Source organism: Nocardia sp. NPDC004123 (assembly GCF_053603795.1).
In genome coordinates this window covers 31,955-44,475 of the sequence record NZ_JBSGGG010000006.1, presented here as the reverse complement: position 1 = coordinate 44,475, position 12,521 = coordinate 31,955, and the positions used below count along the sequence as shown (strand labels likewise).

13 protein-coding genes are annotated in these 12,521 nt (G+C 69.1%); 11 read left to right on the top strand and 2 right to left on the bottom strand.

Annotated elements, in window-relative coordinates; genetic code table 11:
• The 5 genes from ACWEQQ_RS10120 (at nt 1) to ACWEQQ_RS10100 (ending at nt 3,770) form a co-directional block, all read left to right on the top strand.
• Complete coding sequence (locus ACWEQQ_RS10120; RefSeq protein ID WP_354834892.1) at nt 1-732, top strand: glucose 1-dehydrogenase; 732 nt, start codon at nt 1-3, stop codon at nt 730-732.
• A gap of 29 nt (nt 733-761) precedes the next feature.
• Complete coding sequence (locus tag ACWEQQ_RS10115; RefSeq protein ID WP_379382484.1) at nt 762-1,577, top strand: SDR family NAD(P)-dependent oxidoreductase; 816 nt, start codon at nt 762-764, stop codon at nt 1,575-1,577.
• Nucleotides 1,578-1,945: 368 nt separating this feature from the next.
• Nucleotides 1,946-2,848, top strand: coding sequence for an LLM class F420-dependent oxidoreductase (locus ACWEQQ_RS10110; protein ID WP_379382483.1), 903 nt, complete (start codon nt 1,946-1,948; stop codon nt 2,846-2,848).
• The gene (locus tag ACWEQQ_RS10105) at nt 2,845-3,171 is read left to right on the top strand and encodes a hypothetical protein (protein WP_452338589.1); all 327 of its coding nucleotides are present in this window, start codon (nt 2,845-2,847) and stop codon (nt 3,169-3,171) included. The genes ACWEQQ_RS10110 and ACWEQQ_RS10105 overlap by 4 nt, the downstream gene beginning before the upstream one ends.
• Nucleotides 3,168-3,770, top strand: a complete 603-nt coding sequence (locus tag ACWEQQ_RS10100; protein ID WP_452347978.1) for a Dabb family protein — start codon at nt 3,168-3,170, stop codon at nt 3,768-3,770. Before ACWEQQ_RS10105 ends, ACWEQQ_RS10100 begins: the two co-directional genes overlap by 4 nt.
• A 22-nt stretch (nt 3,771-3,792) precedes the next feature.
• Here ACWEQQ_RS10100 and ACWEQQ_RS10095 read toward each other — a convergent pair whose 3' ends face one another.
• Nucleotides 3,793-5,403 carry a FadD3 family acyl-CoA ligase gene (locus ACWEQQ_RS10095; protein ID WP_452347977.1) on the bottom strand — a complete coding sequence of 537 codons (1,611 nt, stop codon included), beginning with the start codon at nt 5,401-5,403 and terminating at the stop codon, nt 3,793-3,795.
• Nucleotides 5,404-5,787: 384 nt separating this feature from the next.
• Here ACWEQQ_RS10095 and ACWEQQ_RS10090 point away from each other — a divergent pair, with 384 nt between their 5' ends.
• Nucleotides 5,788-7,968, top strand: a complete 2,181-nt coding sequence (locus ACWEQQ_RS10090) for a pyruvate, phosphate dikinase (RefSeq protein ID WP_452347976.1) — start codon at nt 5,788-5,790, stop codon at nt 7,966-7,968.
• 7 nt (nt 7,969-7,975) lie between these two features.
• Nucleotides 7,976-8,740 carry a tyrosine-protein phosphatase gene (locus ACWEQQ_RS10085; protein ID WP_452338593.1) on the top strand — a complete coding sequence of 255 codons (765 nt, stop codon included), beginning with the start codon at nt 7,976-7,978 and terminating at the stop codon, nt 8,738-8,740.
• Between the two features lie 22 nt (nt 8,741-8,762).
• On the opposite strand, the gene ACWEQQ_RS10080 is transcribed toward ACWEQQ_RS10085, so the two are convergent.
• Nucleotides 8,763-9,734 carry a LysR family transcriptional regulator gene (locus ACWEQQ_RS10080; protein WP_379382471.1) on the bottom strand — a complete coding sequence of 324 codons (972 nt, stop codon included), beginning with the start codon at nt 9,732-9,734 and terminating at the stop codon, nt 8,763-8,765.
• A 245-nt stretch (nt 9,735-9,979) separates the two neighbouring features.
• Between ACWEQQ_RS10080 and ACWEQQ_RS10075 the strand changes: the two genes are divergently transcribed.
• The 4 genes from ACWEQQ_RS10075 (at nt 9,980) to ACWEQQ_RS10060 (ending at nt 12,513) form a co-directional block, all read left to right on the top strand.
• On the top strand, nt 9,980-10,375 hold the full coding sequence (locus ACWEQQ_RS10075) for a phage tail protein (protein ID WP_452338595.1): 396 nt from the start codon (nt 9,980-9,982) through the stop codon (nt 10,373-10,375).
• 249 nt (nt 10,376-10,624) lie between these two features.
• The gene (locus ACWEQQ_RS10070) at nt 10,625-11,656 is read left to right on the top strand and encodes a MauE/DoxX family redox-associated membrane protein (RefSeq protein WP_452338596.1); all 1,032 of its coding nucleotides are present in this window, start codon (nt 10,625-10,627) and stop codon (nt 11,654-11,656) included.
• A gap of 162 nt (nt 11,657-11,818) precedes the next feature.
• Nucleotides 11,819-12,154 (top strand): BP74-related protein, encoded by a 336-nt coding sequence (locus ACWEQQ_RS10065; protein WP_452338597.1) that lies wholly within the window; start codon nt 11,819-11,821, stop codon nt 12,152-12,154.
• Between the two features lie 203 nt (nt 12,155-12,357).
• Nucleotides 12,358-12,513: a hypothetical protein gene (locus tag ACWEQQ_RS10060; RefSeq protein WP_452347975.1), complete on the top strand. Its 156-nt coding sequence runs from the start codon at nt 12,358-12,360 to the stop codon at nt 12,511-12,513.
• Nucleotides 12,514-12,521 lie beyond the last annotated feature (8 nt).

The window sequence follows — 12,521 nt, the reverse complement described above, 5'->3', positions numbered from 1 at the left end:
ATGGGACGGGTTGATTCGAAGGTCGTCGTCGTCACCGGCGGTGCGCGCGGCATGGGCGCGGCCTTCGCCCGCAAGCTCGCGGCCGAGGGCGCGCGGGTGGTGATCACCGACGTGCTCACCGAGGCAGGCGAGGCCGTCGCGGCCGAAATCGGTGACGCCGCACGGTTCTTCCCGCTCGACGTGACCGACGAGGCGGCCTGGAACGACGTGGTCGCGCAGACCGAGGCCGCGTTCGGCCCGGTCTCGGGCCTGGTCAACAATGCGGGCATCGTGCACGTCGACCCGATCGAGAAGCTCTCGGAGGCCGACTACCGCAAGGTGATCGACGTCAACCAGGTCGGCGTGTTCCTGGGCATGAAGGCCGTGATCGGGTCCATGCGCCGGGCCGGGGTGGGTTCCATCGTGAACATCTCCTCGACCGGCGGGCTCATCGGTTACTCCAACATCCTGGGTTACGTGGCCTCCAAGTGGGCCGTGCGCGGCATGACCAAAACGGCCGCACAGGAATTCGCGGCCGACAATGTCCGCGTCAACTCCGTGCACCCGGGCATCGTGGCGACCGAGATGGTCGCGGCCTCCGAGCGGTCGGCGAACATCGCCGCCAATCAGCCCATCGCCCGCCCGGCCACCCCCGAGGAGCTCGCCAACATGGTGCTGTTCCTCATCTCCGACGACTCCTCCTACAGCACCGGCGCGGAATTCATCGCCGACGGCGGCTTCACCACCCAGTAACAACTCCGCTGCGAGACAAGGAAACACCCATGAAGGACTTCCACGGCAAAGTCGCCGTAATCACCGGTGCGGGAGCGGGCATCGGCCGGGCGCTGGCCCTGGAGCTGGCCCGGAACGGCGCGCAGCTGGCGCTGTCCGGACGCAATCTCGACAATGTCGCGGAGACCGTGGCGCTGTGCGAGAAGGAGGGCGCCAAGGCCCGCGCCTACAAGTTGGACGTGACCGACCGGGCGGCCGTGTACGCGCACGCCGACGAGGTGGTCGCGGATTTCGGCAAGGTCAATGTCGTCGTCAACAATGCGGGCGTCTCGCTGACCGCCAATATCGAGGAAGTCTCCTGGGAAGACCTGGAGTGGATCTTCGGCATCAACTACTGGGGCACCCTGCACGGCGTGAAGGCGTTCCTGCCGCACGTGATCGCCTCCGGTGACGGGCACATCGCCAATGTCTCCAGCATGTTCGGCCTGGTGGCCTGCCCCAGCCAGGGCGGCTACAGCTCCTCCAAGTACGCCATGCACGCCATCAGCGACGCCCTGCGCCAGGAGATGATCATCGCCGGCTACAACGTCGGCGTCTCCAGCATCCACCCCGGCATGATCAAGACCGAGATCGCCTGGAAGGCCCGCGCCGCCGCCACCCGCGACCGCGACGACCTGGCCGCCAACTTCGACCGCCTGGCCCAGACCAGCCCCGAGGACTGCGCCAAGACCATCGTCAACGGCATCCGGAAGAACAAGCCGCTCATCCTGATCGGCAAGGACGCCAAGGCCATGAACATCATGCGCCGCCTCCTCGGCTCGGGCTACATGAAGCCCCTCACCGCACAGATGCGCAAGGAAATCTGACCCACTCTCGGAGCTCCCGTGTCCTGGTGCGTTCCGCACCGGGACACGGACCGAGGAGTGGTAAGCGGTGCCCTGTCGGCCCGGCTGCTCGGCGGGCGGTCTACCGCCGGCCTTTCAGCGATAGCGGTGAACAGGCCGCCATCGCTGCGACGGCCCGCCGCTGCGTCGGCTCGCCTTGTCCGGCCGCGCCCGCGTCAGCCCTGCACCGTACGGTGCGGGGCCAGCTGTCGTTGCGTGAATTTACCGCTCTGACCTGGGATTTCGTGGGTCTCGGTGAACGGGACCGGGGAGATTTGTGACCCCGCTAACACGCCACGATCGGAGGGTGACCCAGTGGCGGGTCGTACCCGGAAGGACGGAGGCGGCCGATGCGCATCGGCATGCTCATGCCATATCTCGAGGGTCTGGTGACCTCGGGCGGATTTCTGCGGGAGTTCGCGGCGGCGGCGGAGGAATGCGGGCTGGATTCGATCTGGACCGTGGAACACGTTGTGGTGGCACAGGATTACGAGCCGCTGTACCCGTACTCGCCCGACGGACGAATGCCGGGCGGGGATCTCGGGGTGCCGATGACGGATCCGCTGGAGACGCTGGCGTTCGTGGCGGCGGCGTCGAGCACCCTGAAGCTGGGCACCGCCATGGTGGTGGCGCCGCTGCACAGCCCGGTGGTGCTGGCCAAGCGGGCCGCCACCATAGATCGGCAGTCGGGCGGGCGGTTGCTGCTCGGGCTCGGAATCGGCTGGCAGAAAGAGGAATACGCGGCGATCGGGGTGCCGTTCGAGGATCGCGGCGGACGCCTGGACGACTGCATCGGGGCCATGCGGGCGCTGTGGACTGAGTCCCCGGCCACCTATCAGGGCAAGCACGTGTCGTTCGAGAAGCAGTTCTGCCTGCCGCAGCCCGAACGGTCGATCCCGATCGTGCTGGGCGGCAACAGCGCTCCGGCGGTGCGGCGCGCCGCCCGGGTCGGAGATGGCTGGTTCCCGTACACCATCTCGTCGGAGGATTTCGCGCGCGGCGCGGACCGGATCCGTGAGTTGTCGCGGGAGGCAGGACGGGCCGAGGACGCGGTCGAGATGACCATCTGGCCGGGCTCCTTCGATTTCACGCGCGAGTTCGACCCCGGCTACGTGCGCCCCTATGTCACGGCGGGCGCGAGCCGCGTCGTGCTCACCCCGCCCATGTTCGGCCCGGAGTCCCTGCTCAACGGCGTGGAAAACCTTGCGGCCTACGTGGATCGGTATCGCAACGAGGTGGAGGCGAAGCTGTGAATCCCGCGACGGCTGTCCGCGTTGTGGACCGCATCGTCCTGCCCGCCCACCGTGCGGAGGACTGGCTGACCCGCTGGCGCAGCGACTATCTGCCGGGGGCCACCGCCCGCGGACTGCGTTCGCCTCAGCTGCTGCACGAGCACACCGGTGCGGATTCGGTTGCCGTGCAGATCATCTGGGAACTGCCCGGCATCTACGACTTCTACGGCATGCGGGGCGCGGCCGCCGCCGATCCCGCCGTCTCGGCCTTCTGGTCGGACACCGACGCCGTCGCGCTGACGCGGGAGCGGCACGTCCTGGCGGTACAGGAGGAACTGTCATGAGCCGCTGGGTGATTCTCACCGCCCCGCCCGCCGGAGACGACGCGGACGGGCAGCTCGCCGCGCAGGCCGCGGCGGCGACCGCGACACCCGGGGTCACGCACTGCTCGGCCGGTATCGATCTGCCCGGCAGCACGGGCGGACTCGGCGCGGTCTGGGATCTGGCCGCCGACTCGGCGCCCGCGACCGTCCTGCCCGTCCTGCCCGCCACCGCCGACGTGGTGCCACTGGCCCCGGTGAACGCGCGCATGGTGCGGCTGGATTCCGCCCGCCGCATCAAGCGCACCCTGCTGCTCACGGTGCGATCCGGCACGGCTCCGGATACGGTGGCGCGCTTCGAATCCGACCTGATGGCCATGCCCGCGCACATCTCGGCCATCCGGTCCTGGTCGCTGAGCCGGGTGCCGGGCCACGGCCGCTGGACCCATGTGTGGGAGCAGGAGTTCGCCGACCCGGACGGGCTCAATGGCGATTACCTGCTGCATCCCTACCACTGGACGCACGTGGATCGCTGGTTCGACGGCGAGATCCCGGATTCCATCGTGGAACCGGCGATCGCGCACCTGTTCCGCTGGGCCGACGGCCCGGTGCTGGGGAACTGAGCGAGCGGTGCTGCCGAACTGATCAGCTGGGATCGCGCAGCTGCTGTTTGAGCACCTTGCCACCTGCATTGCGCGGGAGGTCGTCGACGAAGACGATCTCCCGCGGCACCTTGTAGCCGGCCAGGCGCGAGCGCGACCACTCGATGAGGGTGGCGGGATCGGTCGCCGCCCCGTCGGCGGGCACCACGACGGCGCGGCCGACCTCGCCGAGCCGCTCGTCGGGGATGCCGATCACCGCGACATCGCGAATATCCGGGTGCTGCAGCAGGACTCGCTCGATCTCGGCCGGGTAGGCATTGAAGCCGCCGACGATGAACATGTCCTTGAGCCGGTCGGTGATGCGCAGGTAGCCGTCGTGGTCGAGGGTGCCGACATCGCCGGTGTGCAGGTAGCCGTCCGCGTCGATGGCGGCGGCGGTGGCCTCGGGGTCGTCGAGGTAGCCGAGCATGACATTCGGGCCCTTGACGGTGATCTCGCCGGGTTCGCCCGGCGACACCGGTGTGCCGCCGCGGTCGAGGACGCGGATCTCACTGCCGGACAGGGTCTTTCCGACCGTGCCCGCGACCAGTTCGGTCGGAGCGTCGGGCGGGCAGATGGAGACGACGCCGATGGATTCGGTGAGGCCGTAGGCGGTGAAGACGTAGGGGACGCGCAGATCCTCGCGAATGCGCCGCACCAGTTCGGTGGGGATGGTCGCGCCGCCGGTCCCGGCCAGGCGCAACGAGCCCAGCAGATACTGATCGTGATCGGCGGCCAGCAGGTCGGTGAAAAGCGTTGGCGGCCCGGCCAGCACGGTGATCCGCTCGCTCTCGATGAGTTGCAGCGCCCGGACGGCGTCGAAGCGCTCCATCGGGACCATGGTGGCGGTGCGCAGCAGGCAGGCCAGGATGCCGGCCTTGTACCCGAAGGTGTGCGAGAACGGGTTCACCAGCAGATACCGGTCGCGCGGGCGCAGTGTCACCGCATCGGCCCACTGCGCGAGCACCTCCAGGGTCTGCCGGTGCGTGGCGAGCACGCCCTTGGGAGCGCCGGTGGTGCCGGAGGTGAACAGGATGTCGGACACCGACTCCGGATCCACCTGGGCGCTGCGCTCGACCGCGGACTGCGGCTCGATCACGGTGCCGGGGGCCAGAAATCCCGCCCAGGAGCTGATGTCCCAGTCGGCCGCGTTCTCGCCGCGGGCGTCGTCGAGCAGGATGACATGTTCCAGATCGGGTAGGGGACGGCCGGATTCGGCCAGCATGGCCGGATAGTCCGCGCCCAGGAACTCCTGGACCGTGCACACCGCCTTGACGTGGCTGCGGGCCAGCACCTCCGCGGTCTCCGCGCCCCGCAGCCGGGTGCTGATCGGCACCAGAGTCGCTCCCGCACCGAGCATTCCGAGCGCGGTCACGATCCAGCGCACGCTGTTGGGGGCCCACATGCCCACCCGGTCACCGGGTTCGAGCCCCGACGCCATCGCCGCGCGGGTCACCGCGGCGACATCCTCGGCGAGTTCGGCGAACGTCAGCCGCCCCGCCGGCCCGGCAATGGCCACCGCCTCCGGATAGCGCCGCGCCCGGTCCGCCACCAGCGCCGGAATGGTCGTCACGGGCCCGACCGCGGAGCTGCCGCCCGAGTGCCGCCGATCCATCCGCCCATCCTGCCCCAACCCGCAGTCCGCGTAGCCCATTTTCGACGTGCCATCCCGCTGACCGGGCGGCACCGACACTCACACCCGGCCTCGTTGCCCAACGCGACAACTGATCTCGCGCCGACCGGGGTAACTCCCCGGGGCTCACCGCCGGCACGCGTGCGAAACCGGCAACGGCCCTCGAGCCGTGCGCTGAAGTCTCGGGGAGGCGGAACAGTACCTTTCATTCCGCTGATCGGGATGGGAGTTGGGTGTGGGCGCGCTCACCCGGCACGCTCGTTGCAGTGGTCCCGTAGGGGGACGGGATGGATATTGCCCGGCAGGCCGCTCGAGCAGCGGCGGAGCGCTGGAGTGCGAATGAATCCAGGACCTCGAAGGAGTGACATGACGGCCGGAACGGAGCTTGCGCAGCGTCTGGACCTTGCGGCGGGCGCGACCGTTGTCGAACTCGACGGCGCGTGCGGACTGTCGCGAGAGAAGATCGGCGGCAAGGCGTGGAGCATCGACCACATGCGGGCCCTCGGCCTGCAGGTGCCGCCCGCGTTCGTCATCACCACCGACGGCTGGGCCGACTACACGCGGCGCGGCGCCATCGCCGATGAGATCTGGGCGCAGGTGCTCGACGGCATCGCCATGATCGAGCGCGGCACCGGCCGTCGCTTCGGGTCGGCGGAGCGCCCGCTGCTGGTGTCGGTGCGCTCGGGTGCGGCCATCTCCATGCCCGGCATGATGGACACCGTCCTGAACCTCGGCATGACCGACGCGGTGCAGCAGGCGCTGGCCGTGGAGACCAGCAATCCCGCCTACGCGCAGGACACCCGGCAGCGCTTCGTGCACCAGTACCGCGAGACCGTGCTCGGCGACGCGAACGGCGCGGTCCCGGCCGATCCGTGGGACCAGCTGCGCGGTGCGATCGAGGCCGTGTTCCGGTCCTGGGATTCCGCGCGCGCCAAGACCTATCGCGCCAACCGCGGCGTTCCCGACACCCTGGGCACCGCGGTCACCGTGCAGGCCATGGTGTTCGGCAACCTCGACGAATTGTCCGGCACCGGTGTGCTTTTCAGCCGTAACCCCAATACCGGCGACGGCCCCGTCTATGGCGAGTGGCTCGTCGGCGGGCAGGGCGAGGACGTGGTGTCCGGCCGCCTGACCCCGCGCCCGCTCGACGAGCTGGCCGCCACCCAGCCCGCGGTGCACGAGCGGCTGATCGCCGCCACCCAGTTGCTCGAGCGCGACGGCCGCGATCTGCAGGACGTGGAGTTCACCGTCGAATCCGGCACGCTGTGGCTGCTGCAGTCGCGTCCGGCCAAGCGCTCGGCGCGGGCCGCGGTGCGTACCGCGGTCGCCATGGTCGAGGAGGGGCTGATCAGCGCCGACGAGGCCCTGGACCGGGTCACCGCCGAGCAGGTGCGCGAGGTGCTGCGCCCCGCGTCCGGCGACACCGGCGGTCAGGAGCCCCTCGCCCGCGGCGAATCCGCCTGTCCCGGACTGGCTTCCGGCGTCGTGGTGACCGATCCCGACGAGGCCGAGGCGCGCGCCGAGGCGGGTGAGGACGTCATCCTGGTGCGTCCCACCACCAGCCCCGACGATCTGCACGGCATGATCGCCGCGCGGGCCATCGTCACCGAATTGGGCGGCACCACCTCGCATGCCGCGCTGGTCAGCCGGGAACTCGGCCGCCCGTGCGTGGTCGGCTGCGGGCCCGGCGTGGTCGCCGCGCTGACCGGCAGGTCCGTCACCGTCGACGGCGGGGCCGGGCTGGTGCTGCCCGGCGAGGTCGTCGCCAAGCCGGTCGAGCAGGCCGTCCTCGACGATGTGCGTCAGCTCGCCCAGTGGGCGGGCGTGACCGGCGAGCAGCTCGCCGACCGGCTCGAAAACCGCGCTGTCGCATCGGAAGAGGCCGAGGCCGCCACCGAGAACGCCGAGCAGGAAGAGGTTTCCGTGAACGCTCCCGTCACCGAGCTGGCCGTGCTGCGGCTGGTCGGCATCAAGGGCCGGGTGAACGCCGACAATCTGGCCGCCAGCCTGTTCGCCGACACCGCCGAGATCGCGTCCTGCTGTGAGGGTTTGGTGACCGCGGGCTACTGCGCCACCACCCCGGCCGGCTTCCGCATCACCCCCGAGGGCCGCCCGCGCCTGGAGCAGCTGCTGGCCGAGGAGCGCGCGACCGTCGACGCGGCCGCCATGACCGCCGCCTACGACGAGTTCTGCGTCTTCAACGGCGACCTCAAGGTGATCATCACCGACTGGCAGATGAAGGACCCGGCCACGGTCAACGATCACGCCGACGCCGAGTACGACACCTCGGTGCTTGGCCGGCTCAACGAGACTCACCAGCGCCTGCGCCCGCTCATCGGCCGCCTGGGCGGGCTCGCCCCGCGCCTGTCCCGCTACCTGGACCGCCTCGACCGCGCCGTCGAGCGCATCGCCGAGGGCGACCACACCTACGTGGCCCGGCCCATCATGGACAGCTACCACACCGTCTGGTTCGAGCTGCACGAAGACCTGATCGGCCTGTGCGGCCTGACCCGCGCGGAAGAGGCGGCGGCCGGCCGTGCCCACTGAGCCTGTTGTGATCACTGATTCCATGCCCACCCGCTGGATCGACTTCGCCCAGATCGACAATGTGCGCGACCTGGGCGGGCTCCCCGTAACCGGCGGCGGCACCACACGTTTCGGCATCGTCCTGCGCTCCTCCACGCTGCAGCAGGCGACCTGCGACGACCTGTCGCACCTGGTCGAGAAGCTGGGCCTGCGCACGGTCATCGACCTGCGCCTGCCCGACGAGGTGGAGCGCGAGGGCTACGGGCTGATCGCCGACTCCGGCCTGCGCATCGCCAACCTGCCGATCCGCAAGTCGCCGCAATCCTCGCTGGCCGCACGGGATCTGGTCCCCGACAAGACCCGCGTCGACCTGACCGAGCTGTACGGTCAGCTGCTCGGCGGCAGTGGTGAGCACATCGTCGAGGCGGTTCGTCTCATCGTCGATCCGGACCGCCATTCGGTGCTGTTCCATTGCGCCGCAGGCAAAGACCGCACCGGCGTGCTCGCCGCGGTCCTGCTGGACGCGGTCGGGGTCCCCGCCGAGGCGATCGCCCACGACTACGCCCTCACCAACGAGCGCATCCAGAAGGTCCGCGACCGACTCGACGCGCTCCCGTCCTACGAGGGCCTGCCGCAGACCAATACGGGCATCCTGGCCGTCTCTCCGGAGGTCATGCTCGGCTTCCTGCGGAATCTGCATGCCGAGCACGGCGGGGCCGCCAACTGGCTACTCGCCAACGGACTTTCGGAGTCCGAACTCCAGCGGCTCCGCGAGGTTCTGGTCGTCGCCTAGGCCTCAGGTCCCGGTCGCTGCCTCAGGTCCCGGTCGTTCCAGCCTGCGGCAGCAGCGACCGGACCCCCGCCGGGAGGCCGCCGCTCGCGGCAGCCTCCCGGACGAAACTCTCCAGCGTCGCCCGGAACGCCCCGGCGGCGTGCGTGGGTGTGACGTCCTTGCGATGGGCGAGCGCGACCGTCCGGTGCAGCCCGCGGGACTCGCGCCCGCCGTCGCCCGACAGCGGAATCCCGCGCAGCCCGGGCCGTCCGGCCAGCACCGTGGACGGGACGACCGCGATCCCGAGCCCCACCTCCACGAACCGCAGCACGGCATCCATCTCGCCGCCCTCGACCGCGAAACGGGGTTCGAACCCCGCCTCCCGGCAGGCCCCGATCGTCGCCTCCCGCAGGTCGTAGCCCGGCCGGAACATCACCAGCGGCCGATCCCGCAGATCCGTGATCCGCAGATGCGGACGCTGGGGCAGCGAACTGTCGTCGACCCTGGCGGTGACCACCAGGTCCTCGCGCAGGATCGGCGTGGTGGCCAGCGGGGTGTCCTCACCCAGCGGCAGGATCACCAGCGCCGAATCGAGTGCGCCCCTGGTCAATTGCCGCACCAGATCCCGCGACCCACCCTCCTCCACCAGCAGCCTGATCCCCGGATACGCGTCGTGATACCGCCGCAGCGCATCGGCCAGCAGCCCCGAACACAGCGACGGCGTCGCCCCGAGCCGAACCCGCCCCCGCCGCAGCCCCGCGAGCTCCTGCACCTCCAGCCGCGCAGTATCCACATCCGCCAGAATCCGGGTAGCCAACGGCAACAACGCCTCACCCGCCGGAGTCAGCGTGATATTCCCCCGCGCCCGGCTGAACAGCGATGCCCCGAGCTCGCTCTCCAGCGTCCGAATCTGCTTCGACAACGACGGCTGCGCGACCCCCAGCGCATCGGCCGCCCTGGTGAAATGCCTGGCCTGCGCCACAGCCAAAAAATACGACAACTGCTGCAACTGCACAGTCGATAGCCTAGAACTATGAACTCCGCCATTCCGATTCCGAGTCGCTGATCACGAACACCCGTGCTCTCGAGCGGGGGCTGGTGGCGTATCGGGCGTGAGGTCGCCGCGCGGTGCGGACGGCGGACGGCCGTTGATCGAGAAGACCGCAATTTCCCATTCCGGCGGCCCGGTCGACGCCGTACTCTCGAATGGCATTGCCTCATGAGCGAGAAACCAACCGGTTACGAATTCAGGAGGTCGACATGCAAACCCAGGACAAGATCAGCACGGGAATGTTCCGTATCGATCTGGACAGGTTCTTCATGGAGCAGGCGCGCCGCGTGGTGTCCGGTCTCGGCGATGGACGCGATGACCGCCAGCCGGAGGCCGAGCAGCGTGAGGTGACCATCACCCGGAGCCCGGACAAGAGCGAGGTATTCGACCGCTGGATCCGGCAGTCGCTGAAGGACCCCCACGGCGCGAGAGCGACGATCACGATCACCGAGCTGGACAGTCACGGGGAACCCGTTCTGTCGATCAGTCTGATAAATGCCTGGACTCGCTCGTGGAACGTTCCCTCGCTCGAGGCCGGCAACGCCGGGCCGGCGAACGAGACCGTCACTCTCTCCTGCGACAGGATGAAAATCGAGCAGTTCTAGCCCGCGGCGTACCTACCGTCGCATGGGCTGTGCAAGGTCACGAACTCGACGATCGGATCCCAGCCGGCGGTCTCGACCCCCACGAGGCCGCCGAGCTGGGGTCTCGGGCCACCCATCGCATCGGTGTGCAGGCGCCGCTCTTGTCGCCGCGGCCGGACGATGACGTGTCCGGCAGGTCTTCGCAACACCTCGAATACTCTTCCGGCGATTCCTGATTCGAATAATCGCTGATGTGGGAGGGTGCGGCCCATGCTGATCGAATACGGGGTGTGGGTTACGCGATTGGCGCTCGCCGTGGTGTTCGGGTTGTCGGCCTGGGGGAAACTGGCCGATCGCGCCGGTACGCGGCAGGCGGTGGGGGAGTTCGAGGTGCCGGTGCGGTGGGTGCCCGCCGTGGCGTGGGGGCTGCCGGTCGCCGAGGCGGTGTTGGCGGTCGGCGTCGTGCTGCCGTGGACGGCCGTCGCGGCGGCAGTCGGCGCGCTGCTCCTGCTGACGGTCTTCACGGTGGTCATGGTCGGTTTGTTGCGGCGCGGCAAGCGCCCCTCGTGCTCATGCTTCGGCGCGGCGAGTACGACGCCGATCGGCGCGCGCAGCATCGTGCGCAACGGTGTGCTGATGGTGCTCGCGGCGTCGGTCGTGTGGGGCGGGTTGGCCCGTCCCTCGGTGCCCGCCGGACTGGCTGCCGATGCCGCGACCGGGCTCGCGCTCGGCGCGCTGCTGTGCGGGGTCCTGGCGTGGCTGGTCGGCCAGGTCGGCGCACTGCGGCGCCGGCTGGACGAGCAGGCGCTCTCGACGCTGGGCGCCGAGGGCCTGCCGGTCGGCTCGGTCGCGCCGGAGTTCGAGTTGCTCGACCTCGCGGGCACCCGCACGAACCTCGCGGACCTGCTCTCGGGAGGCAGGGCAGTGCTGCTGGTGTTCGTGCACCCGGGCTGTGAGATGTGCGCCGCGCTGGCCCGTGAGCTGCCGCGGTGGCGAGCGCGCACGGCCATGACCATGGTCGTCGTCGGGAACGGCGATGCCGATGAGCAGGCCGTTTGGGGCGCCGAACAGGGTCTGGGCGAGATCCCGTCGCTGGTGCAGCAGGGCAATGAGGCGGCGCTGCGATATCGCGTCCGCGGTACACCGTCGGCTGTGCTGATCGACGCCGAGGGCCGGGTCGCCGCGCCCGTTGCGCGGGGCGCTATCGCGATCCGTGAGTTGATATTCGCCGGGAGATCGATCCGAGCCCAGCTTTCCTCTCGAAGCAACGGCCACCACGCCGCTAACCAGGGTCAGAACTGACCCGTCGGTCCGGTTACCGCCGCCGGAAACCGGCGGGAGGTCCAAATCGATTGGCGCACAGAGAATTTCGTGTACACAGCGCTCTCGCGCCGATACGATGCTGAGTGCATCGATGCAGAACCGCGTACGAATCCCATCCACTACTTCTGGCAGGGAGATGTCATGGCGGACTTCGCATTCACCGATTACTCCGGCAAGGAATTCATCATCCGGCTCAATGACGAGCAGCGCATCGCGGAAGCGCGCCGGATCCTGTCCGGCGAGGAGCAGATGTCGATCCATGTCATGGGACGCATCAGGAAGCGGGTGGCCGACTACAACCCGGGTTGGAGCTTCCACCTCGACCCGGACACGATCAGCTTCTTCACTATGGCGATCGAGGTCTGCGACTCGTCTATCTCCTACGTCGAGGACAACCTGGACGAGGCTTGCGGCGCTTTCCTGCCGGGTTGCTTCTGGTGTCCGTGGTCGTCCCGACTCACCCGAGAGATCCGCTGATCGCGACGCCGTCGGCGGCGGACCCCGGCCGAGTGCACTCGGCCGGGGTCCGCTGGTTCGGTCTCCGTGTGACATCGTTCACGGGCCGCATTCACTACTCGCCGTAGTAATTCCGGTTGCAGCTCGGTGCATAGGCCAGGGTCATGGAGACCAGAGCGTTGGGGACTTGGACCGGGGGCGCGGAGCGGACGTAGTTTCCGCTGGTGGCTGTCGTAATACCTGAGCTCTACCGGACGACGGTGGGCAAGAAGGCCGTGATGGCGGTGACCGGGGGCATTCTGGTCCTTTTCCTCATCGCCCACATGGCCGGGAATCTCAAAGTGTTTCTGGGGGCGTCGGATTTCAATCATTACGCCTAGTGGTTGCG

Excerpts from the sequence above, each read along its gene's own strand:
- ACWEQQ_RS10095 (WP_452347977.1), bottom strand. The coding sequence starts at position 5,403 with ATGGATCGGCGGCACTCGGGCGGCAGCTCCGCGGTCGGGCCCGTGACG.
- ACWEQQ_RS10070 (WP_452338596.1), top strand. The coding sequence starts at position 10,625 with ATGCTGATCGAATACGGGGTGTGGGTTACGCGATTGGCGCTCGCCGTG.
- ACWEQQ_RS10115 (WP_379382484.1), top strand. The coding sequence starts at position 762 with ATGAAGGACTTCCACGGCAAAGTCGCCGTAATCACCGGTGCGGGAGCG.
- ACWEQQ_RS10075 (WP_452338595.1), top strand. The coding sequence starts at position 9,980 with ATGCAAACCCAGGACAAGATCAGCACGGGAATGTTCCGTATCGATCTG.
- ACWEQQ_RS10100 (WP_452347978.1), top strand. The coding sequence starts at position 3,168 with ATGAGCCGCTGGGTGATTCTCACCGCCCCGCCCGCCGGAGACGACGCG.
- ACWEQQ_RS10120 (WP_354834892.1), top strand. The coding sequence starts at position 1 with ATGGGACGGGTTGATTCGAAGGTCGTCGTCGTCACCGGCGGTGCGCGC.
- ACWEQQ_RS10065 (WP_452338597.1), top strand. The coding sequence starts at position 11,819 with ATGGCGGACTTCGCATTCACCGATTACTCCGGCAAGGAATTCATCATC.
- ACWEQQ_RS10090 (WP_452347976.1), top strand. The coding sequence starts at position 5,788 with ATGACGGCCGGAACGGAGCTTGCGCAGCGTCTGGACCTTGCGGCGGGC.
- ACWEQQ_RS10110 (WP_379382483.1), top strand. The coding sequence starts at position 1,946 with ATGCGCATCGGCATGCTCATGCCATATCTCGAGGGTCTGGTGACCTCG.